The following is a 21,301-nucleotide window of genomic DNA, read 5'->3' on the forward strand; positions in this document are numbered from 1 at the left end:
GAGGCCGACCAGGGGTCCTCGTCCCTAGCGTCGAGATATGACGACACAGACCCTTGCCCGCGTGCCACGCACCACCACCGGAGCAGCTGCCCCGGCCGGAGGATGGACCGTCCCGCCCCTGTCGTGGCGCTCGATCGGCCCCGACCTGGCCTATCTGACCGCTGGATTCTTCGTGACGCTCGTCAGCTTCATCCTGCTGGTCATCCTCTTCACCCTCGGCGTCAGCACCCTGGTGCTGTGGGTCGGCGCACCGGTGCTCGGCCTCATGCTGCTCACCGCCACCGGCTTCGCCCGGGAGAACCGCGAGCTCCTCCGCTGCTGGGGAGCCCCCGTGTCCGAGCCCGCCTACCGCGGCGGCAGCCGTCACCTCCTGACCATGCTCGTCGACCCCAGGGCCTGGCTCGAGGTGCTCCACGGCACGCTGGTCGCCTTCCCCCTCCGGATCGTCACCTTCGTCGTCCCGGTCACCTGGGCCGCCGGCGCCCTCGGTGGCCTCACCTGGTTCCTGTGGGGTCATTTCCTGCCGCCCGGGGACTACCACGGCCTCGCCTGGGTCCTCCTGACGTTCACCGACGTGGACGTGGACGGCAGCCGGTACCTCCTCGAGTCGGTGGCGATGTTCGTCTCCGGCGCCGCCCTGCTGGTCACCGCGCCGCTGGTGACGCGCCTGAGTGCGCACGCGGACGCCAGCGTCGCCCGGGCACTCCTCGGTGGACCAGGGGCCGGTGGAGCACGGGAGATCGGGCGATGACTGCCGGGAGTGAGGGCGGCGCGGCCGTGACTGCTGCGCTGGTGCGGGGTGGGACCGCGCCGGGCGGTCAACCGACCCGGCGCTGGACAGGTGGTGCCACCGCCCTGGTGCTGGACCGGCCTGGTGAGCGGCTGGGGCCGCAGGTCTGGGCCGGACTGCTGGTGGCTCTGGCCGCCGTGGCCCTGACGGCGGTGAGCATTCCCACCCTCAGTGCGCTGTACGGCGTGTTCGTCCCGCTGTCTTTCCTGCTCGCCGCCGCGCACGGGGGCGCGCTGGTCCTTGCGACCTACCGGGCCGGGGCGGCGATCGGGCTGTCGGCCTTGGCGGTGCTGACGACTGGTCTGTTGACCGTGACCTCGTCCGGGCTGCCGTGGCCGCTGCCGGTCGCCACCATGATCACCCAGCTGTTGGTGGTCGCCTTCGTTGCCCTCCGGGGAGGTGTGCGGGTTGCCCTCACGGCGCTCCTGGCGAGCGTGGTCGCGGCCTCTGCGCCCCTGGTGCTCATGGTGGGGGACGGTGACCTGTGGTCGGTGGCCGCCCCGACATTGGTGACCTTCCACGCGGTCGCCGTGCTGGTCACCGGACTTGCCCTGGTGGCCTCCCGCCTCGTCCCGTGGGGCGCGCAGAGCCGGCCCGAGGGTTAGCCTCGGGTCCGTGAGCATCCCGACCGGTCGGCATACCGGCACCTGTCCCTGCGGGACCGGCAGACCGTATGCCGTGTGCTGCGGCCCGTATGTCAGTGACGGTCTGCCGGCGCCCACCGCGGAGGCCCTGATGCGCTCGCGGTACACCGCCTACGCGCTCGGCGTCGATGACCACGTGTTCCGCACCTGGCACCCGCGCACCCGGCCCGGCGACACTCGGGCCGACCCCTCGGTGCGCTGGGTGGGGCTGGACGTGCTGGACGTCAGCGGTGGCGCCGAGGACGACGAGGAGGGGTTCGTGGAGTTCCGCGCCCGCTGGTCGACGCCCGCACCCGACGGCCAGCAGGGGGAGCAACGGGAACGCAGCCGGTTCGTCCGGCGGGCCGGCCGGTGGGTGTACCTCGGCCCCACCTAGAGGTGCCGAACTCCCCCAAAAAGGTGATGAAGGCGGTCCGAACCTCCCCAAAAAGGTGATCAAGGCGGTCCGAACCTCCCCAAAAAGGTGATCAAGGCGGTCCGAACCTCCCCAAAAAGGTGATCAAGGCGGTCCGAACCTCCCCAAAAATGGGTCAGGCGAGGCGGCTGCGGATGACCTCGTAGGCCGCCGTGACGGCGGTCGACAGGGTCGGCTCGAGCACGGGGGCGAAGTGCGGGGAGTGGTTGGACGGTGTCGGCTCCGGGGCGTCGAGGACCTCCTGCGGCAGCCCACCGAAGAACCAGTAGACGCCGGGGATCCCGAGCGCGTCCGGCAGCGCGCCGAAGTCCTCGCTGCCCATCTGGGCCGGCCGGGGCCCGACCCGCTCCTCGCCGAGCGCGGCCCCCAGCACCTCGGTCACCCGGGCCGTCTCGTCGGGGTCGTTGGTCAGCAACGGGAAGGTGTAGAGCTCACGCACCTCCGGCTCCGGGGCCCCGGAGGCGGCCGCCTCGGCCGAGAGGACCCTGCGGACCGCGGCCAGGACGCGCTCCCGGACGCCCTGGTCCAGCGAGCGCACATTGAGGGTGAAGACAGCCTCCGCCGGGATGATGTTCTCCTTGAGCCCGGCGTGGATGGTGGCCACCGACACGACCGCAGCCTCCTGCGCGGGGACCTCGCGGGAGACGATCCCCTGCAGCCGCACGACCATGTGCGAGGCGAGCAGCACCGGGTCGATCGTGTCCGCGGGACGCGAGGCGTGCCCGCCGGTGCCGTGCACCGTGACCTCGAGGGCGTCGGCCATCGCCATCGCGGGGCCGCTGGAGAGCCGGATGGTGCCGGTCAGCTCGTTGGAGAGGTGCTGGGCATACATCACCTCGGGCCGGGGAGCCCGGTCCCACAGGCCGTCCGCCAGCATCGCGCGGGCGCCGGCCGCCGTCTCCTCGCCCGGCTGGAACACCATGACCACCGTGCCGCGCCAGGCCGCCCGGCTGTCCACGAGCAGGGATGCCGCACCGATCGCGGCCGTGATGTGCGTGTCGTGACCGCAGGCGTGCATCACCGGCACCCGCGACCCGTCCGCGAGGGTGCCTGTCGCGGTGGAGGCGTAGTCCAGACCCGTCGCCTCCCGGACGGGCAGTCCGTCGGTGTCGGCACGGAACCCGACCACGGGACCGGGGCCGTTCTCCAGGACGGCCACCACGCCGGTCCCACCGCAGCGGAACGTGGCCCAGCCGAGGGCGGACATCCGCTCCTCGATGAGCGTGGCGGTCGCCGACTCCTGCATGGACAGCTCGGGGTGGGCGTGGAGGTGGCGGTACAGGCCGTGGAGGTCCTGGGTCAGGGTCTCGGGGAGCGCGGTCACACCGGCATCCTCGCAGAGCGTGGTCGCTGCCAGCCGCACGGCGTAGCATGACGGTCCCGTGTCCCTACCCCCTGTCTCGGGAGGCCTCATGAATCCGGTTGAGCGCGCGGCCCTGTACGCGCGGATGAGCCGGGACCTGCTCGCCCAGAAGGACGAGCCGCTGACCCTGCAGCGCATCGTGGAGCTTGCCGTCCGGGTCGTCCCCGGCTGCGACTGGGCCGGCATCTCGCTGCGCACCCAGCAGTCACCCGCCACGGCGGCAGCGTCCACCGACGACCTGGTGCACCGCGCCGACCAGCTGCAGGAGACGCTGCACGAGGGCCCGTGCTACGACACCTCGGTCGAGAACGAGACCCACATCATCCGCGACACCCGGCTGGACCGACGGTGGCCGGAGTGGTCCCCCCGCGTCGCTGACCTGGGCATCCTCTCGGTCCTCAGCGTCCAGCTGCTCGGGGCGGACGGCGACCTGCTCGGCGCGCTGAACCTCTACGCCCGTGAGGTGGACGCCTTCTCCCGCAGCGACCTCGACGAGGCGCACCTCTTCGCCGCGCACGCCGGTGGGGCGATCCAGGTGAACAGGGAGGTCACGGGCCTGCGTGAGGCGCTGCGCTCCCGGCACCTGATCGGCGTCGCGCAGGGCATGCTGATCCAGCGCTACGACCTCACGCTGGACCAGTCGTTCGCCGTCCTGTCCCGGCACTCGCAGGACAGCAACATCAAGCTGCGCGACGTCGCCGCCCAGATCGTGGAGGGCGGCCGGCTGCTGCCCCAGGAGGACCTGCTCACCGCGGGCGAGTCGGAGATGGCCAACTAGCCTCTGCCGGAGCCGGCGCCGGATGAAAAGTTGCCGAGCGCGCTTCTTCCCGCAATACTGAACCTGCCTCTAGAAGTGGGGTTCTCGACAGACTGCTGGTGACGCGCAGAGTTGTCTGAGCAACCACTGGCAGTGACGTCCCAAGGACAGGTTCACCATGCACGAGGCTTCTCTCATCCAACCTCTGGGCGCCGAGTGGGACTGGCAGCACGAGGGCTTGTGCCGCACCCGGAGCCCGGAGCTCTTCTTCCACCCTGACGGCGAGCGGGGCTCGGTCAAGCGGGCCCGCGAGGCGCGCGCCATCGCCCTCTGTCAGGCGTGCCCGGTGATCAGCGAGTGCCGGGAGCACGCGCTCACCGTTCCCGAGCCCTACGGTGTCTGGGGCGGCCTCACCGAGGAGGAGCGCGCCGAGATCCTGGCCCTCCAGGACCGGAGGATCTCCTGATGGGTCCCCGGACCGCTCTCATCACCACCGTCCGACGACAGCACGACGAGGTCATCGACCAGGTCAGCGGCTTCTCGCTGGGTGCCGTGGTGCCGGACTTCCACGTCGTGATCGCCCTGGCGGACCGGACGGTGACCCAGGGTCGGCTCCCCATCACCAGCGACCGGTGGAAGACACTCATCGACGGCCTGCCGACGGTGAAGCAGCAGCTGCCGACCGCCCGGGCCCTGCAGCTCGGTGTCGAGACCGCGGTGGACGCGGGTGCCGAGCTGCTCGTCCTGGTCGACGTCACGTGCATCCCCGGCCCGCGCTTCCTCGAGAAGCTGGTCGAGCACATCGAGGGCACGCAGCACGCCGGGCCGACCCTGTGGGCGCCGACCGTCCAACGGCTCCGTCCGCCCCCTCCGGAGGGCTACGAGTTCACGCGGCTGGAGGAGTGGGTGCGCACGGCGCACCCGCACCCCCTGCACGTGGTCCCGCCCGAGCTGGGCGAGGTCGACCTCGACCCCGACCAGTTCAGCAGCCCGTGCCTCGCCGTGCTGGCCGACGACCTGGCCGCGGTGGGAGGTCTCTGCGCCGACTACGTCGGCGGGATGGGCCACGACACCGACCTGGCAGCCGCCGTGACAGCGGCCGGGGGCGCGGTCCGGCTGGTGCCGGGGGCGACGGTCTACCGCCAGCACCACAGCACACAGGTCCCGGACGCCCCGCACGTGGCCTCCGCCACCAGGGACGCCTATCTCTACCGTGAGCGGTGGGGGCGGTGGCCGACGGCGCCGTGGCTGACCGAGCTGGTCGAGGCCGGCCTGGTCTCCCTGGAGGAGGACCGGGCCGGCTGAGCCGCTGGTATGCCGCGGGGCTCAGATCCCGAAGACGTCCCGCGGCTGGTCGGTCACCAGGTAGCGCGCCGTCTCGGCCGCCTCGTCGATGCCGAGGCGGTGCTGGGCGACCAGCTCGGCCAGGTGGGCACAGTCCAGCCTGCGGGACATATCATGCCGTGCCGGGATCGACAGGAAGGCCCGGGTGTCGTCGATGAAGCCCGACGTGCGGGTGAACCCGGCGCTCTCGGTCACCGCGGCCCGGAACCGGCGGATCGCGTCCGGGGCATCGAGGAACCACCAGGGCACACCGATCCGCAGCGAGGGGTAGAACCCGGCCAGGGGCGCGAGCTCTCGGCTGTAGACGGTCTCGTCGATAGTGAACACCACCAGCGTGAGGTTGGGGTGGGTCCCGTAACGGTTCAGCAGGGGCGACAGCGCCTGTGTCACCTCCACGCCGAGGGGGATGTCCGCCCCGACGTCGGCGCCGAACCGGTCGGAGGTGGGCCCGTGGTGGTTGCGGTGCACTGCTGGGTGGAGGGTCATGGTCAACCCGTCCTCCGTGGCCATGCGGGCCATCTCGTCCACCATGTGCCGTCTCAGCCGGTCGCCGTCGGCGGCGCTGATCCGCCCGGCCCGGGCCGCGGCATACAGCTGCTCCGCCTCCCGGTCCGGGAGTCGCTCGGTGCCCAGGTCCCGGTGCGAGTGGTCGGTGGAGACCGCGCCGTGCTCCCTGAAGTAGGCGCGGCGGTCCTCCATCGCGGTCACCCAGCCGGCGTAGTCGCCGGTGTCGGTGCCGCTGACGGCGGCCAGCCGGTCCACGGCCGCCACCCAGGTGGGACGGGCCGGCTCCAGGTAGGTGTCCGGCCGGAAGGTCGGCACGACGCGGGGGGCGAAGCCGTCGTCCCGGGCGATCGCCCGGTGGTGAGCCAGGTCTTCGCAGGGGTCGTCGGTCGTGGCCAGGAACTCGATCCCGAACTCCCGCATCAGGGCCCTCGGCCGCGACGTGGGCTGCCCGATCCAGCTGCTGATCCGGTCGTAGAGCGCGTCCGCGGACGTGGCGCTCGGCTCCAGGTAGGCACCGAACACCTCCACGAGCTGGGACTCGAACCAGTAGCGCATCGGGGTCCCGCGGAACACCCGCCAGTGCTCGCACAACAACCGGAACGCGCGGCGGGACCCCTCGGGGGTGAGCTCGGTGCCGACGCCGAGCTCGGCCAGGTCCACGCCGCTGGCGTGCAGCAGTCGGGTGAGGTAGTGGTCCGGCGTGATCAGCAGCGACGTCGGGTCCCGGAAGGCCGTGTCCTCGGCGATCCACTGCGCCGGGACGTGCCCGTGCGGGGAGATGATCGGCAACCCGGCCACCGAGGCGTAGAGCTCGCGGGCGATGTCCCGGACGGTGGGATCCGCGGGGAGCAGACGGTCCGGGTGCAGTTCCAGGGACACCTCAGACCCGTCCTGGCGCGGTCGGCACCGACCAGCTCGGAGGCGGGCAGGGCAGGGTGAGGTCCGTCGCCGGCGACGCCGGGGTGTCCGGGCCGAGCTGGGTCTGCATCATGGAGGTGCCTATCTGGTTGCCTCCCGGCCCCGTGCGGGCCTGGTCTGAGGTTGGCTACCTGGATTAATCCACCGGCCACCGGGCGGTCGCCCGCTGTTGCCACAAGTTGCCGTTGCGTGGCCCTGACGGCGCGATCAGCGGCGGGGCCCGGTGGACGTGCGGCTGACCAGGCGGACGGGGAGGACGGACAGGGCGTCCCGCGACTGGGCCGTGCCGTTGACGAGGTTGACGATGTAGAGGGCTGCCGTCTCGCCGAGCAGCACGGCGGGGGAGGCGACCGTCGTCAGCCCGACCAGCTCGGCCGAGAGCGTGTTGTCGAACCCGACGACACTCACGTCCTCGGGCACCCGGGCCCCCAGGTCCTGCAGACCCCGCAGCAGGCCCACCCCGAGCAGGTCGTTGTAGGCGATGACCGCGGTGAGCTGGTGCTCCACGACAGACCGGGCGGCGCCGCGCCCGCCGGAGACCGTGGGCCGGACCGGGCCGATGCGTAGGTCGTCCAGGCCCAGCTCCAGGGCTGCCTCACGCACCGCCCGCCAGCGCACACCATCGGCCCAGGACGCCTCCGGCCCGGCCACGTAGCCGATCCGGCGGTGGCCCAGGGTGCCCAGGTGCTCGACGGCGCGCCGGATGCCCCGGGCGTTGTCCGGCACCACGCACGGCAGGCCGGTGACCTTCCGGTTGAGCACCACGACGGGAACCCTGCGGGCGATGCCGCGGAGGTCCTGGTCGGAGAGCCGGCTGGAGGTGATCACCATGCCGTCGACCAGGGGCAGGTGCCGCTCCAGCATCCGCCGCTCGGCGTCCGCCGACTCGTGGGCGTCGCCGACCATCAGCGTGAAGTCGGCGGTGGACGCCGCGCGCTCCGCCCCGCGGATGATCCCGAAGTAGAACGGGTTGGTGATGTCACTGACCGCCAGCCCGAGCACCCGGGTGCGGCTCGGCGCCCTCGGCCGGAAGACGGCGTCCCGGCGGTAACCCAGCTCGGCGGCGACGGCGTGGATCCGCTCCGCGGTGGCACTGCTCACCCGGCCCGGACGGGCGAACGCCCGCGACACCGTGGAGGCGCTCACTCCCGCGCGACGGGCGACGTCATAGATCGTCGTCCGCCGCGGGACCTCGTCGTCCGGCTCCGCCACGGGCTCAATCTAGCCCGGCGGGGGGAATACGCCAGCGGCCCTCGCCCGTTGCTGCTGCTGTGACGACTCCCCTCAAGGTTGACATCTGGTCCGACATCGCCTGCCCGTGGTGCTACATCGGCAAGCGCAGGTTCGAGCGGGCCGTCGAGCAGTTCGCGGCCGACGGGAGGCAGGTCGAGGTCGAGTACCACTCCTTCGAGCTGAGCCCCGACACGCCGGTCGACTTCGAGGGCAGCGAGGTCGACTTCCTGGTGGCGCACAAGGGGATGCCCGCCGAGCAGGTCGAGCAGATGCTCGCGCACGTGGGCTCGATCGCCTCGTCGGTGGGCCTGGCCTACGACTTCGACGCGCTGCAGCACACCAACACCGTCCGCGCCCACCAGGTGCTGCACCTGGCCAAGGGCAAGGGGCTGCAGGGTGAGCTCAAGGAGCGGTTGCTGAAGGCCTACTTCGAGGAGGGCCGGCACGTCGGGCGCGCCGAGGACCTCGCGGACTTGGCAGCCGAGGTCGGGCTCGACCGTGACGAGGTGCTCGCGGCCCTGGAGTCCGAGGAGTTCCTCCCGGACGTGCGCGCCGACATCCGCCAGGCCCGCGCCTACGGCATCAGCGGAGTGCCGTTCTTCGTGCTCGACCAGAAGTACGGCGTCTCCGGTGCCCAGGAGAGCGAGAGCTTCGTGCAGGCGCTGACCCAGGCGTGGGACGGGCGCGAGGCGACGGCATGACCGGGGCCCGTTCCGCCGGCACTGACGGGGACGCCACGGCGCGGGTCGCCCGCGGGCTCAAGCCCGCCCGGGAAGACGCTGACCGGACCATGCAGCCGGGGGGCCTCGTGGCGCTCGGCGCTGCCGATGCGGTCGTCTGCGAGGGCGACGTCTGCTGGGTCCCGCCGGCCGAGGGCTGACACCCGCCGGACACGCTCGGCTGCCCCTGACGCCCGGTCGGTGACCCGGCGGCAGCCCCTCCTCACCCTCGCCTCCACCCGCGGGCGCTGTCTCACACCGCCGTCCCCTCTCGGCGACGGATCAGGGGTTGACAGATTGTACGGCCCTTTCTAGTCTGGCCGTCTAAATCGGAGCAGCGCCGGACGAGGAGGTCTGTGCATGATGACGGACGGGCGTCCTCAGAGCCCCACCGGCGACTGGATCACCCCGCGCCCGCCCATGCCCCCCAGCGCTCGGGCCGGGCGCGTGGCTGACCACTCCTGAGACTCCCCTGAGCCCCGACCCCTGTGGAAGGAGAGTTCCACCCCGCCGGCACCGCCCCCGCCGACCCCCGCTCCGTTGATGAAAACCGTGACCATCGACGCGCCCCCGCGATCACGCACCCCCGCCGCCCCCTGCGGCGAACGAAAGGTCGAACGATGAATGTCATGACTGTGGGTCTTCTGAGCATCGCCCTGTATGCGGTGTTCGTCGTCTTCTGGCTCCGCTACGACAAGAACAAGGATGACTACGCCGGCCGGGAGGAGGAGCGCTGATGAGTGTCGCTGCCTACGGCTGGACCTTCCTGGCCATCTTTGCCGCCTTCATGGTCTGGATCGGCCTGAAGGGGATGACCAGGACCGTCACCTCCGACGACTACGCCACCGCTCGCGGCTCCTACGCGGGGTGGGCCCTGGGGCTCAGCTACATGGCCGTCGTCGCCAGTGGCTCCACCTTCATGGGGATCCCCGGCCTCGCCTACGAGTACGGGTTCAAGGCCGGGTACTACCCGATGCTCTACCCGATCGGCATCTACATCGGCACCATGGTGATCGCCCGGCGGCTCAAGCGTGCGGGTGACCGGTTCAGCTCCCAGACCGTCCCCGACTTCCTGGGAGACCTCTACCGCAGCCGCTGGCTGCGGGTCATCGCCGCCCTGGTGTCGATCTTCCTGATCTACTACCTGATGTCCCAGTTCGCCGCCTCGGGCCAGATGTTCGACGTGATCCTCGGCGTGCCCTACCGGTGGGGCGTCGTGCTGGCCGTGGTCCTGGTCATCGCCTACATGATCACCGGCGGTGCCCACGCGGACATCATCACCGATGCCGTCCAGGGCCTCTTCATGCTGGCCATCGCAGTGTTCATCGTCGCCTGCTTCGTGGCCGGAGTCGGTGTCGCGGGAGCGGGCCCCTCGGCGGTCAACGGCGCGCTCCCCGCGGAGATGCGCTGGGACGTCCACACCGACCCGTCGGTCCCGACCTTCAGCTCCTGGTGGGTCCTGGTCCTGCTGCTCATCGCGCACCTCGGGTTCGTGACGCTGCCGCACCTGGGCAACAAGTTCTTCGCGCTCCGCGGGGGCGGCCAGGTGCGGCAGTTCGTCATCCTGTCCAGCGTCACGGGCCTGGTCGTCGGCTTCCTGTTCCTCGGCGGCATCCTCGGCCGGGCGATGGGCATCGAGACCGACAGCCCCGACGCCATCATCCCGCTCATGTTCCTGGAGCTCCTGCCGCCGTGGGGTGCCGCGGCACTGGCGATCGCCGTGCTCAGCGCGATCATCTCCACGGCCGACGGTCTGCTGATGAGCATCAGCCAGATCTTCGCCAACGACCTCTACCGCAAGACCTGGGTGCCCATGCGCGGCGGCGACCCCAACTCCCCGGAGGTCGACCGGCGGGCCCTGCTCATCGGCCGGGTCGGGATCCTCGTGACCGGTGTGGTGGCGGCGCTCGCGGTCTTCGAGCCGCCGAAGCTCCTCGCGATCCTGCTCTGGGTCGGGATCGGCGGCATCATCTCCGCGCTCACCGGACCCATGTTCGTGGGTCTCTTCTGGAAGGGTGCGACGCCGTTCGGCGCCATCACGGCGGCGGTCGCTGCCTTCGGTCTGTACTTCGCCATCCACCTCGGTCCGCAGTTCGGCTTCTACGCGGGTGTCTACCCGTGGAACGAGAACCCGTTCGCCTCCACCGGCGTCGCGAGCATGCTCGGCGTGCTGCTCACGATCGTGCTCAGCCCGCTCGGCAAGGCGATGCCGGCCGAGCACGTGGACGGTGTGCACGCCAACGAGACCGAGCAGGAGTGGCGGGGCACCTCCGACCGGCAGGTCCCCGTCCTGAGCCGCGAGGCGCGGACGGACCCGGCATGAGTGTGGCGACGACGATGGTGCTGCTCGACGTTCCTCGGAGCCGAGAGCGGAGCATCGAGCTGGTGCGTCGGCGCTCCCTCGTCAGCGTCGTGCGCGAGCGGCTGGGGCGCGGTGACCCCTCCGTCGTGGACCGGGAGCTGTACTGGCCGATCGCCCTGGTCCGCGCCACGGCGTCCGGCACCGGTAGGCGGCAGTGGCGTGACCAGGTGCTCGGTGCGGTCGACCTGGTCAGCGGCCGGATCGGCATCGTCGACGTCGACCTGCCACCCACCCGCGAGCTGACGGCCGCGGAGGGTGACCTGATCCCCGCACGGATGAGCAGGACGGTCGCCGAGCGACTCTGGCACGAGTGGTTCCGCGACCACACGGACCGCCGCCGCAAGCCGATGCGTCCCCCGGCCCTGTCCGTCGACCAGATCGAACGGGTGTGGCTGCCCAACCACCTGGTGACCGCCGGAGGGCGTCGCTTCCTGGTCGACCCGATGGTCGGCCGGGTCGAGGACCTGCGCAACGTCCCCAGTGTGGAACAACTGCTGAGTGACCAGACCGATCCCCGAACAGAAGGAGCTACGACATGCAAGGCGTGACCACCGTTCTGACCGCCCCCGGTGAGCTGGAGCAGCGTGAGTACGAGGTCCCCGAGGCCGAGGTCGGGGGTGTCGTGCTGGACATGATCCGGGCCAACGTGTGCGGGTCGGAGGTGCACATCCTCAAGGGGCACCATCCGCTGATCCAGCCGGGGTGCGTGATGGGTCACGAAGGGGTGGGTCGGGTCGCTCGCCTGGGTCAGGGTGTCAGCACCGACTTCGCCGGTCAGCCGCTGGCCGAGGGGGACCGGGTGGTCGCGACCTACTTCGAGGCCTGCCGGCGGTGTCCGCAGTGCAACCGGGGCGACTGGCAGCTGTGCGCCAACGCCTACGCCCGCTGGTCCAGCCCGGCGGACCAGGGTGCGCACTTCTACGGCACGTTCGGCACGCACTGGTCCCTGTCGGGCAACCAGTATGTGTACAAGGTGCCGGACAGCGTCACCAGCAAGGCGGTGTCGTCGGCGAACTGTGCGCTCTCCCAGATGGTCAGCGCCCTGGAGACCGGAAAGGTCCAACGGGGTGAGTCGGTCGTGCTGCTGGGTGCCGGTGGCCTCGGCCTGTGCGGTGCGGCCCTGGCCGCCGAGGCCGGGGCAGAGGTGTACGTTGCCGAGATGGCACCCTCGCGCCTGACCAAGGCCGAGTCGTTCGGGGCCCACCACACGGTGGACCTGTCCCAGGCCGCCGACGGCGCGGGCCGTGTGGAGCTGGTCCGTGGCGAGGTGGGTGGCGCGGGTGCCGACGTGGTGATCGACCTGACCGGTGTGCCGAGCGCCTTCTCCGAGGGTGTGCGGATGGTCCGTCCCGGTGGGCGGTTCGTCTCGGTCGGCAACATCAGCCCCAACAAGTTCACCGAGTTCGACCCGGGGCTGTTCACCCGGTCCGGGGTGAGCATGCACGCCGTGATCCGCTACCCGACGTACTTCCTGTCGCGGTCGGTGGCGTTCATCGAGGACACCCCGCACTACCCCTGGGAGGACCTGGTCGACGCCGACTACGAGTTCGGTCAGGCCCGTGAGGCGATCCAGGCCGCCGAGGACAGGACGGTGACCCGGGCGGCCCTGCTGATCAACGCCGAGTGACCTCGGTGCAGACTCGGAACCAATCCCCGACATCCTGAGAGGCACCACACCGTGGAGACCACACAGTCGTTCATCAACGGCGCTTCAGTGGCAAGCGCCGACACCTATGACAACATCGACCCGGCCACCGGGCAGTCCCTGGGGCCGGTGGCCCGTGCGGGCGCCGGTGAGGTCGACCAGGCGGTCGCGGCGGCGGCTGCGGCCCAGCCCGCCTGGAACGCCACCCTGCCCGAGCACCGTGCCCGGGTGCTGACCCGGATCGCGGACCTGGTCGAGGCCAACGCCGAGGAGCTGGCCCGCCTGGAGTCCGAGGACACCGGCAAGCCGATCGGCCAGGCCCGCACGGACGCCACCGTCTGCGCACGGTACTTCCGGTTCTACGGGCACGCCATCGACTCCTACTACGGACAGACGATCCCGCTGGCCCCGGACCAGCACGTCTACACCCGCAAGGAGCCATTCGGGGTCGTGGCCTCGATCGTGGCCTGGAACTACCCGATGCAGCTGCTGGCGCGGGCGGTGGCCGCCGCGATCGCGACGGGCAACGCCACGATCATCAAGCCGGCCGACGAGACACCCCGCACGGCGGTGGCGATCGCGCGGCTGGCGATCGAGGCGGGCGTCCCGGCCGGGGTGTTCAACGTCGTGACCGGCATCGGTGCCGAGGCCGGTGCGGCCCTGACGGCCCACCCCGGGGTCTCGCACCTGGGGTTCGTCGGGTCGACCCAGATCGGGTCGACCATCGCGCACGCGGCGGCCGACCGGGTCGTCCCGACGGTGCTGGAGCTGGGTGGCAAGTCCGCCCAGATCGTGTTCCCGGACGCCGACCTGGACACCGCGGCCACCTTCCTGACCAAGGCGATCCTGCAGAACGCCGGGCAGACCTGCTCGGCGGGCTCGCGGTTGCTGGTGCACCACTCGGTCCACCAGGAGCTGATCGCCAAGGTGGCCGACAACTTCGGCAAGGTCTCCATCGGTCGTGGCAGCGAGGACCCGGACCTGGGTCCGCTGGTCTCTGCCAAGCAGCAGGGCCGGGTCAGGACCATGGTGGAGGCCGCGGTCGCCGGCTCCGGTGAGGTCATCATCGGGGGCGGGGTGCCCGACGACGAGCGGCTGGCCGGCGGCGCGTACTTCGCCCCGACGCTGATCGACGGGGTCGACCCGACCTCCCAGATCGCGCAGGAGGAGGTCTTCGGACCGGTCCTGGCGGCCATGAAGTTCGACACCGAGGAGGAGGCCATCGCCCTGGCCAACGGCACCGACTACGCCCTTCTGGGCGCCGTCTGGACCAAGGACATCAGCCGGGCCCACCGGCTGGCGGCCGCCATCCAGGCCGGTCAGGTCTACGTCAACACCTACGGTGCCGGCGGAGGCGTGGAGCTGCCGTTCGGTGGGTTCAAGAAGTCCGGGTACGGGCGGGAGAAGGGCGTCGAGGCCCTCGACGCCTACACCCAGACCAAGACCGTCATCATCAAGCTCTGACCCAGCCACACCGGGCCGGCCACACCACCGGCGTGGCCGGCCCGGTTGCTGCGGTGCGGGCTCGATGGTCGCACTCCCACTAGGGTGAGGCGCGTGCCGCAGCATGCCCCGTCATCGCGGACGGGCCGGTCGTGGCCGGTCCGGGTCCGGGTCATCGCGCTGGTCGTCGCGATGCTGACGCTCGGTCTCGTGGTGGCCGGCGCCGTGACGTTCATCGTGCAGTTCAACCAGCTCGACCAGCGCATCGACAGCGAGCTGCTCCAGGAGATCGACGAGGTCCGCGGCATCGCCGAGGGCGGTCCGCCCGGCAGCGCCGGTGACGTGCCGTACACCGACCTCCGTGAGCTCTTCGAGGCCTACCTCACCGTCTCGGTGCCGGGCGAGCACGAGTCGATGCTGACCCTTATCGACGGCACGACCGTGTTCATCCCCGGCGGTGAGCTCCCCTTCGAGCTCAACGTGCCCGAGGTGAAGCAGGAGGTGCAGCGGGTCTATGCGCCCGGCCGTGCCACCATCACCGACTTCACGCTGGACGACCACGAGCTGCGCATGATCACCGCCTCCGTCGCGCTGCCCGGTGACACCCGCGAGGGCGTGGTCGTCGTCGCCATCGACGCGGGGGCGCAGCGTCGCGCGATCTGGAACCAGGTCGGCACCTACGCCCTCGTCGCGCTCGGCACGGTCCTGGTGACCGGCGCGACCGGCTACGTCGTCGCCGGACGACTGTTGCGCCCGCTGGCCGACCTGAGCCGAGCGACCGCCACGATCGACACCGAGGACCTCACCCAGCGGGTCGAGATCCAGGCAGCGGACAACGACGTCGCCCAGCTGGCGCACACCTTCAACCAGATGCTCGACCGGCTCGAGGCCGGGGTCGCCGACCAACGGCAGTTCCTCGACGACGCCGCCCACGAGCTCCGCACCCCGCTGACCATCATCCGGGGCAACCTGGAGCTCATGGAGGTGGGTGATGCCGAGGACGTGGATCAGACCAGGACCCTCGTGCTGGACGAGCTGGACCGGATGAAGCGGCTCGTCGACGACCTGCTGCTGCTGGCGAAGTCCCAGCGCCCGGACTTCATCGAGTTCGCCCCCGTGGACGTGCAGCTGCTGGGTCGGGAGCTGCAGGACCGCGTCCACCAGCTGGGGGAGCGGACGTGGGAGACCGTCGCGACCGCCTCCGGCACCGTGCTGGCGGACCGGCAGCGACTGCAGCAGGCGGTGATCCAGCTGGCGGCCAACGCGGCCAAGTTCTCCGAGCCGGGCAGCAGGATCGAGGTCCGCCTCGACTGGGCGCAGCCGACCGCCGAGGTGATCGACACGCTGCCGTCACCGGCCCGCCGCTATCTGGTCATCACCGTCCAGGACCGCGGCACCGGCATCGCCCCGCGAGAGGTGGAGCGGATCTTCGAGCGCTTCGGGCGCAGCGAGGACCACCGGATGGTGGACGGGTCCGGCCTGGGGCTGCCGATCGTCGCCGCCATCGCACAGGGCCACCGTGGCACGGTGACCGTCGACTCGGCGGTGGGCGTCGGGAGCACCTTCCGCCTGTGGATCCCGGCCGAGATGTGATGCTGGGGCCATGGCTAACATCCTGATCGCCGAGGACGAGGAGCGCATCGCGCTCTTCGTCGCCAAGGGCCTCAAGGCTGCGGGATACCAGACGCACGTGGTGGGGGACGGCGTCAGTGCCCTCGAGCACGCCTCGAGCGGTGACTACGACCTGCTCGTGCTCGACGTGGGGATGCCCAAGATGGACGGGTTCACGGTGCTGCGGGTCCTCCGCACCCTCGAGCACCAGATCCCGATCATCATGGTGACCGCGCGCGATGCCGTGACGGACACCGTGGCGGGGCTCGAGGGTGGGGCGGACGACTACCTGACCAAGCCGTTCAAGTTCGAGGAGCTGCTCGCGCGGGTGCGGACCCGGCTCCGTCCCCGACCCGGCGCCCAGGACGCGACGGTCCTGAGCCACGGGAGCCTGAGCCTTGACCTGACGACGCGGGTCGCGACCGCCGATGACAAGCCGGTCGAGCTCTCCCCGCGGGAGTTCGCGATGGCCAGGGAGTTCCTGGAGCATCCCGGTCAGGTGCTCTCGCGGGAGCAGCTGCTGTCCCGGGTGTGGGGCTACGACTTCGACGGGGCCTCCAACGTCGTGGACGTCTACATCCGCTACCTGCGCAACAAGCTCGGGGCCGCCCGCTTCGACACGGTCCGGGGTGTCGGCTACCGGCTGAAGGAGGTCTGACCCGCATCGACCGGCGCACGGAAGATGAGAATCTTCTCATGGACGTCTCATCGGCATACCAGATTCGCGGGTGAGACTGGCTCCATGAAGTTGATCGCCTCGTTCGTGTCGCTGACCGTCGTCGCGGCCCTCAGCGCCTGGCTCTGGCTGGGCCAGGGCGCCTCCGAGGTGCAGACCGCCGGTGTCGAGGTCGTCGAGAGCTCCGGCTCCGCGGCCTCGGGTTTCATCGAGCCCCTCACCTCCGCCGACAACTCGGTCCTGACCGACGACTACGCCGCCGCCTTCGTCGGGCTGCAGGCCGTCCTCGACGTGTGGCACAACCAGCCGCGGGAGGTCATCTCCGACCCCGAGCTCCTCGCAGGTCTGGTGGCGGACGCACGGGAGGCCGCCGCGGCCGAGATCGCCGCGGTCGAGGAGAAGGCACGGCAGGAGGCCGCCGCCGAGCAGAAGGCTCGCGAGAAGGCTGCCGCCGAGGAGAAGGCTCGGCAGGAGGCGGCAGCAGAGGAGGAGGCCCGGGAGGAGGCGGCCCAGCCGCCCAAGGCGGTGTCGCCCCCTCCGGTCGCGCCGCCACCGGACGATGATGATGACGACGATGACGACAACTCGGGTCCGGGTCACGACGACGATGACGATGACGACGACTGGGATGACGACGACGACGATGACGATGACGACGACTCCGGTCACGACGACGACTGACCGGAGGTCGCGCGGGGCCGCGTGAGCCGCTCCGGAGCAGCCCGGGCCCAGCAGGGCCCGGGCTGAGTCGTGTCCGCGGAATAGTCCGCGCGGCCGGACCCTTGAACCGAGCACGGGCAGGACAGGGAGGTCTGCGCCCTCCAGCCCACCTCCCGAACGCACGGAGCCTGCCCTTGACAACCACCCAGCCACTCTCGGCACCGACTCTCGCGACGGCGCCGGGCCGGCGGTCCGTATCTCCTACCGTCGACGGACCGGACGAGCGACCGAGGGTCCCGCTGGGCCTGATCACCACCGCGCTCGTCGTCGGCGGGTTCGCCATCGGCACCACCGAGTTCGTCACGATGGGCCTGCTGCCCCAGATCGCCGGCGGCCTCGGTGTCTCGATCCCGACCGCGGGCCACACGATCTCCTCGTATGCCGTGGGGGTCGTCGTCGGTGCGCCGCTGGTCGCCGTCCTGGGTGCCCGCCTGCCACGTCGCGGCCTGGCCCTGGTGCTGATGGCGGTCTTCGCGCTCGGCAACGTCGCGAGCTCGGTCGCCACCAGCTACGAGGCACTCGTGCTCGGCCGCTTCCTGGCCGGCCTGCCGCACGGGGCCTTCTTCGGCGTCTCCGCCCTCATCGTCGCCGCCTGCGCACCCGCCCACCAGCGCGGGCGCGCGGTCAGTCGCGTGATGCTGGGCATCCCGATCGCCAACATGATCGGCGTGCCGGCCGCCACCTGGCTGGGCCAGGAGGTCGGCTGGCGCTCGGCATACTGGCTGGTCGCGGCGCTCGCCGTGGTGACCGTCGCCCTCGTCGCCCTCTGGGTGCCCAGGACGCCCGGCAACCCGCACGCCAGCGGACGCCGCGAGCTCGCCGCCCTGCGCAACCCCCAGCTGTGGCTGGCGCTGGCCGTCGGTGCGGTCGGCTTCGGTGGCATGTTCGCCATGTACTCCTACATCGCCCCCACCGTCACCGAGGTCACGGGCCTGGGCGAGTCCGCGATCCCGTGGTTCCTGCTGGCCTTCGGTGTCGGGGGTGCGGTCGGGAGCCTGGTGGGCGGGTGGCTGGCGGACTGGTCGGTCCTGCGTGGCCTGGTGATCAGCCTGGTCGGTATGGGAGCGGTCCTGGCCCTCTTCACCCTGACCTCCCAGTGGGCCTGGCCCGCGCTGCTGACCCTGTTCGCGTCCTCGGTCATGGCCTCGGTGCTCGTCGTGGTGCTCCAGCTGCGGCTCATGCACGTCGCCGGCGACGCGGAGACGATCGGCGCGGCCAGCAACCACGCCGCCCTCAACATCGCCAACGCCCTCGGCGCCTGGCTGGGAGGCCTGGTCATCGCCGCCGGCTGGGGCTACCAGGCCGCCAGCTGGGTCGGGGTCGTGCTCTCCCTCGGTGGCCTGCTGTTCCTGGCCGCCTCCCTCCTGCTGCACCGTGTCGACCGTGCGCGGGACGCGTCTGCGACCATGACCGCATGATCGTTGCCATCAGCATCAGCCCGTCCGGCGGGGACGAGACCGGGGGCGTCAGCGAGGCGGTCGCCCGCGCCGTCCAGGTGATCCGGGACTCGGGTCTGCCGTGCGAGACCAACGCGATGTTCACCAACATCGAGGGCGAGTGGGACGAGGTGATGGCCGTCGTGAAGCAGGCGGTCGACGTCGTCGCACAGGAGTCGCCGCGGGTCGGCCTCGTCCTCAAGGCGGACATCCGTGCCGGCTACACCGGCCAGCTGGCCGCCAAGGTGGAGCGGGTCGAGGCGCACCTCGCCGACCGCGGCTGACGGCCGCGCCCCCGGCCTGGCCCAGCCGTATGCCGAGCCTCACCCGAGGCCTGTTGCCGCGGGCCTGCCGGGGCTAGTGTCGGGAGGGTCAGAAACCCTCCGTCGCCAGGAGCAGTCATGGCCACGCGTCTCAACCCGTATCTCAGCTTCCCGGGCAACGCCAGGGAGGCGCTGGAGTTCTACGCCGGCATCCTCGGTGGCGAGCTCGACGTCAGCACCTTCGGGGAGTTCCCGGGTGCCGGTCCCGAGCTCGACGACAAGATCATGCACGGCCAGCTCGAGACCGCCGCCGGCCTCACGCTGATGGCCGCCGACATCCCGCCCGGCACCGACCACCAGCCGGGCAACAACATCACGATCAGCCTCAGCGGCGACGACGTCGAGACGCTGCGTGGCTACTGGGCAGGCCTGTCCGAGGGCGCGACGGTCCAGACCCCGCTCGAGGTGCAGATGTGGGGCGATGAGTTCGGTCAGCTCACCGACCGCTTCGGCATCAGCTGGCTCGTCAACATCAGCGGCCAGGCCGCAGAGGCTGCGCCGGACCGCTGACGGGCCATGCGTCCGCCCGTTACGGTGGACGCATGGGGTCGATCCTGCTGGCATCCTGCCCCTTCCGTGGGCACGTCACGCCCACGCTGCGACTGGCGGCCGGGCTGGCGGACGCCGGCCACCGCGTGCGTGTCGTCACCGGCCACCGCTACGCCGAGCAGGTGACACGCGCGGGAGCCGAGCTGGTCCAGCTGCCGGCAGCGGCCGACCTGGACGAGGACCGGCTCCTCGAGACCTTCCCGGAGCGCGCCGACCTGACCGGCCCCGCGGCAGCGCGCTTCGACATGACCCGCATCTTCCTCGAGCCGGTGCCGGCCCAGCTGGCAGCCGTCGACGGCGCGCTCGCCGAGGAGGCGGCCGACGTGGTCGTTGCCGAGCCCCTGTTCCTCGCGGCCCTCGCCCTCGTCGGGCGCCGCACCGCCCCACCGGTCCTCACGCTCGGCACCATGCCGCCGCTGGGACGGCAGACGGCGATGCCACCGCTGGGGCCACCGTGGCGCGGGCTCGGCCCGCTCGCGCCGAGAGCCCACGCGACCGCGCACGGGGTGCTGCAGCGCCTCCTGTTCGGGCCCGTCCAGCGGGAGGCGGAGCGACTGTTCGCCACCCTCGGGGAGCCGGCACCGACGACCTTCTTCCTGGACTGGCCGCGCGCCGGAGCCGGGATCCTCCAGCTCTCGGTGCCCGCCTTCGAGCCCGTCGCGGGGCTCCCGGTGCCCGTCCACCACGTCGGCGCCCTCGCCGGCCCGCCCGGCCGCCCGGACGGTGAACCACCGTCGTGGTGGCCGCGGGTGCAGCAGGCCGCGGCCGAGGGGGTGCCGGTCGTGCACGCCACGCAGGGCACCGCGGCCAACACGGACCTCGGGCAGCTGGTGGCGCCGACGATCCGCGCGCTGGCGGGCCGGCCGGTGCTCGTCGTCGCAACGACCGGCGGCCGGGATCCCGGAGACCTCTCGCAGTCCCTCCCCGCCAACGCGGTCCTGGAGCGCTGGGTCGACTACTCCTGGCTCCTGCCGAGCACTGCCGTCATGGTCACCAACGGGGGGTACGGCGGGGTCCACGAGGCGCTCCGCCACGGCGTGCCGCTGGTCCTGGCCGGTGCGCAGCAGGACAAGGCGGCCATCGCGACCCGGGTGCGGCGCAGTGGTGCCGGCCTCGCCGTGACCACGCTGAGCCCGAGCGAGCCCGACCTCGACCGGCTCGTGGGGACGGTCCTCCACGACGGCGGCTACCGGGCCGCCGCGCAGCGCCTGGCCGCGGACCTGGCGGCCGCACCAGGCCTCCCCGGGGCGGTGGCCGTCGTCGAGAGCCACCTGCAGGGCCGGGCGGCGCGGGCCTGACCCGGCCCCTCGGCATACGGCCGGCAAAGTCTGTGGCTCGCCGACACAACCTGGACGGCCCCCGCCCCCGTTAGACCACTATGGACCCATCGGGGGGCGGTGAGCGGGCTGCAGGTCGATGACGACTTCCTGGACTTCGTCCGCGCCAGGCAGGATCCGCTGCTGCGAGCCGCGGTGCTGGTATGCGGGAACCACCACCTGGCGCAGGACCTGTTGCAGGACGCGCTGGCCAAGCTGGCGAGCCGGTGGGACCTGTCGGCGAGAGCGTCACCGGGGAGATCCAGGAGTGGTCAGGTCGCTGGCACAGGACCGGCGCACAGATCTCCCTCGCGGTGACCGACGGCACCCGGTGCTTAGTCACCAAGCCCGGGGGAGAGTTGGGAGTCGACCTCCAGACCGGTGTCTGTGCAGACCTGGAGCACGACCTCGCTAGATCCTCGATTGTGCGTGTGATCCTCACCCCAGACGACGAGGTCCTCGTTGTCCACGTCCTGTCGGGCTTCTGAGAGACACCCTCGCCGTCAGTGTCCGTCTGCCCTGCGTCGGCG

General features: G+C 71.4%; 23 protein-coding genes. 20 read left to right on the forward strand and 3 right to left on the reverse strand.

The features are described 5' to 3' along the window. Positions 1-37 precede the first annotated feature (37 nt). Genes DA085_RS09980 through DA085_RS09990 form a run of 3 tightly spaced genes read left to right on the forward strand, consistent with a single transcriptional unit; the run spans position 38 to position 1,810 of the window. On the forward strand, positions 38-751 hold the full coding sequence (locus DA085_RS09980; RefSeq protein ID WP_109472803.1) for a sensor domain-containing protein: 714 nt from the start codon (positions 38-40) through the stop codon (positions 749-751). Then, entirely contained in the window at positions 748-1,395 is a 648-nt protein-coding gene (locus DA085_RS09985; RefSeq protein ID WP_109472804.1) for a hypothetical protein, read from the forward strand. The genes DA085_RS09980 and DA085_RS09985 overlap by 4 nt, the downstream gene beginning before the upstream one ends. A 10-nt stretch (positions 1,396-1,405) precedes the next feature. After that, entirely contained in the window at positions 1,406-1,810 is a 405-nt protein-coding gene (locus DA085_RS09990; protein ID WP_109472805.1) for a YchJ family metal-binding protein, read from the forward strand. A gap of 154 nt (positions 1,811-1,964) precedes the next feature. Here the strand turns inward: DA085_RS09990 and DA085_RS09995 are convergent, their stop codons facing one another. Continuing rightward, positions 1,965-3,173, reverse strand: coding sequence for an amidohydrolase (locus tag DA085_RS09995; RefSeq protein WP_237565424.1), 1,209 nt, complete (start codon positions 3,171-3,173; stop codon positions 1,965-1,967). 88 nt (positions 3,174-3,261) lie between these two features. Here DA085_RS09995 and DA085_RS10000 point away from each other — a divergent pair, with 88 nt between their 5' ends. The 3 genes from DA085_RS10000 to DA085_RS10010 all read left to right on the forward strand — a co-directional run bounded on the left by DA085_RS10000 (position 3,262) and on the right by DA085_RS10010 (position 5,274). Next, positions 3,262-3,990 (forward strand): GAF and ANTAR domain-containing protein, encoded by a 729-nt coding sequence (locus tag DA085_RS10000; RefSeq protein ID WP_109472807.1) that lies wholly within the window; start codon positions 3,262-3,264, stop codon positions 3,988-3,990. 157 nt (positions 3,991-4,147) lie between these two features. Then, the gene (locus tag DA085_RS10005) at positions 4,148-4,435 is read left to right on the forward strand and encodes a WhiB family transcriptional regulator (RefSeq protein ID WP_109472808.1); all 288 of its coding nucleotides are present in this window, start codon (positions 4,148-4,150) and stop codon (positions 4,433-4,435) included. Then, positions 4,435-5,274 carry a hypothetical protein gene (locus DA085_RS10010; protein WP_109472809.1) on the forward strand — a complete coding sequence of 280 codons (840 nt, stop codon included), beginning with the start codon at positions 4,435-4,437 and terminating at the stop codon, positions 5,272-5,274. The genes DA085_RS10005 and DA085_RS10010 overlap by 1 nt, the downstream gene beginning before the upstream one ends. Before the next feature lie 21 nt (positions 5,275-5,295). Here the strand turns inward: DA085_RS10010 and uxaC are convergent, their stop codons facing one another. Both uxaC and DA085_RS10020 read right to left on the reverse strand, forming a co-directional pair. After that, positions 5,296-6,699 carry a glucuronate isomerase gene (gene uxaC, locus DA085_RS10015; RefSeq protein WP_109472810.1) on the reverse strand — a complete coding sequence of 468 codons (1,404 nt, stop codon included), beginning with the start codon at positions 6,697-6,699 and terminating at the stop codon, positions 5,296-5,298. 246 nt (positions 6,700-6,945) lie between these two features. Continuing rightward, the gene (locus DA085_RS10020) at positions 6,946-7,950 is read right to left on the reverse strand and encodes a LacI family DNA-binding transcriptional regulator (RefSeq protein WP_109472811.1); all 1,005 of its coding nucleotides are present in this window, start codon (positions 7,948-7,950) and stop codon (positions 6,946-6,948) included. A gap of 59 nt (positions 7,951-8,009) precedes the next feature. Between DA085_RS10020 and DA085_RS10025 the strand changes: the two genes are divergently transcribed. The 14 genes from DA085_RS10025 to DA085_RS10090 all read left to right on the forward strand — a co-directional run bounded on the left by DA085_RS10025 (position 8,010) and on the right by DA085_RS10090 (position 21,259). Further along, positions 8,010-8,672 (forward strand): DsbA family oxidoreductase, encoded by a 663-nt coding sequence (locus DA085_RS10025; RefSeq protein ID WP_109472812.1) that lies wholly within the window; start codon positions 8,010-8,012, stop codon positions 8,670-8,672. Next, positions 8,669-8,851 (forward strand): hypothetical protein, encoded by a 183-nt coding sequence (locus tag DA085_RS10030; RefSeq protein ID WP_154402157.1) that lies wholly within the window; start codon positions 8,669-8,671, stop codon positions 8,849-8,851. The genes DA085_RS10025 and DA085_RS10030 overlap by 4 nt, the downstream gene beginning before the upstream one ends. A gap of 575 nt (positions 8,852-9,426) precedes the next feature. Next, positions 9,427-11,013: a sodium:solute symporter family protein gene (locus DA085_RS10035; protein WP_109472814.1), complete on the forward strand. Its 1,587-nt coding sequence runs from the start codon at positions 9,427-9,429 to the stop codon at positions 11,011-11,013. Then, positions 11,010-11,600: a hypothetical protein gene (locus DA085_RS10040; protein WP_154402158.1), complete on the forward strand. Its 591-nt coding sequence runs from the start codon at positions 11,010-11,012 to the stop codon at positions 11,598-11,600. Before DA085_RS10035 ends, DA085_RS10040 begins: the two co-directional genes overlap by 4 nt. After that, a complete protein-coding gene (locus DA085_RS10045) occupies positions 11,588-12,679 on the forward strand; it encodes a zinc-binding dehydrogenase (RefSeq protein ID WP_109472816.1) in 1,092 nt (363 codons plus the stop codon). Before DA085_RS10040 ends, DA085_RS10045 begins: the two co-directional genes overlap by 13 nt. A 51-nt stretch (positions 12,680-12,730) precedes the next feature. Beyond that, a complete protein-coding gene (locus DA085_RS10050; protein WP_109472817.1) occupies positions 12,731-14,161 on the forward strand; it encodes an aldehyde dehydrogenase family protein in 1,431 nt (476 codons plus the stop codon). Positions 14,162-14,254: 93 nt separating this feature from the next. Next, positions 14,255-15,733 carry a sensor histidine kinase gene (locus DA085_RS10055; protein WP_109472818.1) on the forward strand — a complete coding sequence of 493 codons (1,479 nt, stop codon included), beginning with the start codon at positions 14,255-14,257 and terminating at the stop codon, positions 15,731-15,733. 10 nt (positions 15,734-15,743) lie between these two features. Further along, the gene (locus DA085_RS10060) at positions 15,744-16,409 is read left to right on the forward strand and encodes a response regulator transcription factor (RefSeq protein WP_109472819.1); all 666 of its coding nucleotides are present in this window, start codon (positions 15,744-15,746) and stop codon (positions 16,407-16,409) included. An 84-nt stretch (positions 16,410-16,493) separates the two neighbouring features. Next, positions 16,494-17,108 (forward strand): hypothetical protein, encoded by a 615-nt coding sequence (locus DA085_RS21330; protein ID WP_109472820.1) that lies wholly within the window; start codon positions 16,494-16,496, stop codon positions 17,106-17,108. Positions 17,109-17,281: 173 nt separating this feature from the next. Beyond that, positions 17,282-18,565, forward strand: a complete 1,284-nt coding sequence (locus DA085_RS10070; RefSeq protein WP_237565425.1) for an MFS transporter — start codon at positions 17,282-17,284, stop codon at positions 18,563-18,565. Then, the gene (locus DA085_RS10075; protein ID WP_109472821.1) at positions 18,562-18,867 is read left to right on the forward strand and encodes an MTH1187 family thiamine-binding protein; all 306 of its coding nucleotides are present in this window, start codon (positions 18,562-18,564) and stop codon (positions 18,865-18,867) included. The genes DA085_RS10070 and DA085_RS10075 overlap by 4 nt, the downstream gene beginning before the upstream one ends. Positions 18,868-18,984: 117 nt before the next feature. Beyond that, complete coding sequence (locus DA085_RS10080) at positions 18,985-19,416, forward strand: VOC family protein (RefSeq protein WP_109472822.1); 432 nt, start codon at positions 18,985-18,987, stop codon at positions 19,414-19,416. A 32-nt stretch (positions 19,417-19,448) separates the two neighbouring features. Next, positions 19,449-20,753, forward strand: a complete 1,305-nt coding sequence (locus DA085_RS10085; protein WP_109472823.1) for a glycosyltransferase — start codon at positions 19,449-19,451, stop codon at positions 20,751-20,753. 245 nt (positions 20,754-20,998) lie between these two features. Then, positions 20,999-21,259 (forward strand): hypothetical protein, encoded by a 261-nt coding sequence (locus tag DA085_RS10090; protein ID WP_109472824.1) that lies wholly within the window; start codon positions 20,999-21,001, stop codon positions 21,257-21,259. Positions 21,260-21,301 lie beyond the last annotated feature (42 nt).

Origin of the sequence: Ornithinimicrobium cavernae (genome assembly GCF_003121625.1) — a bacterium.
Taxonomy (GTDB): Bacteria; Actinomycetota; Actinomycetes; order Actinomycetales; family Dermatophilaceae; genus Ornithinicoccus; species Ornithinicoccus cavernae.

Bases quoted from the DNA above. Each gene is read 5' to 3' on its own strand.
- DA085_RS09980 (WP_109472803.1), top strand. From the start codon at position 38: ATGACGACACAGACCCTTGCCCGCGTGCCACGCACCACCACCGGAGCA.
- DA085_RS09985 (WP_109472804.1), top strand. From the start codon at position 748: ATGACTGCCGGGAGTGAGGGCGGCGCGGCCGTGACTGCTGCGCTGGTG.
- DA085_RS10000 (WP_109472807.1), top strand. From the start codon at position 3,262: ATGAATCCGGTTGAGCGCGCGGCCCTGTACGCGCGGATGAGCCGGGAC.
- DA085_RS10005 (WP_109472808.1), top strand. From the start codon at position 4,148: ATGCACGAGGCTTCTCTCATCCAACCTCTGGGCGCCGAGTGGGACTGG.
- DA085_RS10010 (WP_109472809.1), top strand. From the start codon at position 4,435: ATGGGTCCCCGGACCGCTCTCATCACCACCGTCCGACGACAGCACGAC.
- DA085_RS10030 (WP_154402157.1), top strand. From the start codon at position 8,669: ATGACCGGGGCCCGTTCCGCCGGCACTGACGGGGACGCCACGGCGCGG.
- DA085_RS10035 (WP_109472814.1), top strand. From the start codon at position 9,427: ATGAGTGTCGCTGCCTACGGCTGGACCTTCCTGGCCATCTTTGCCGCC.
- DA085_RS10040 (WP_154402158.1), top strand. From the start codon at position 11,010: ATGAGTGTGGCGACGACGATGGTGCTGCTCGACGTTCCTCGGAGCCGA.
- DA085_RS10045 (WP_109472816.1), top strand. From the start codon at position 11,588: ATGCAAGGCGTGACCACCGTTCTGACCGCCCCCGGTGAGCTGGAGCAG.
- DA085_RS10060 (WP_109472819.1), top strand. From the start codon at position 15,744: ATGGCTAACATCCTGATCGCCGAGGACGAGGAGCGCATCGCGCTCTTC.
- DA085_RS21330 (WP_109472820.1), top strand. From the start codon at position 16,494: ATGAAGTTGATCGCCTCGTTCGTGTCGCTGACCGTCGTCGCGGCCCTC.
- DA085_RS10075 (WP_109472821.1), top strand. From the start codon at position 18,562: ATGATCGTTGCCATCAGCATCAGCCCGTCCGGCGGGGACGAGACCGGG.
- DA085_RS10080 (WP_109472822.1), top strand. From the start codon at position 18,985: ATGGCCACGCGTCTCAACCCGTATCTCAGCTTCCCGGGCAACGCCAGG.
- DA085_RS10085 (WP_109472823.1), top strand. From the start codon at position 19,449: ATGGGGTCGATCCTGCTGGCATCCTGCCCCTTCCGTGGGCACGTCACG.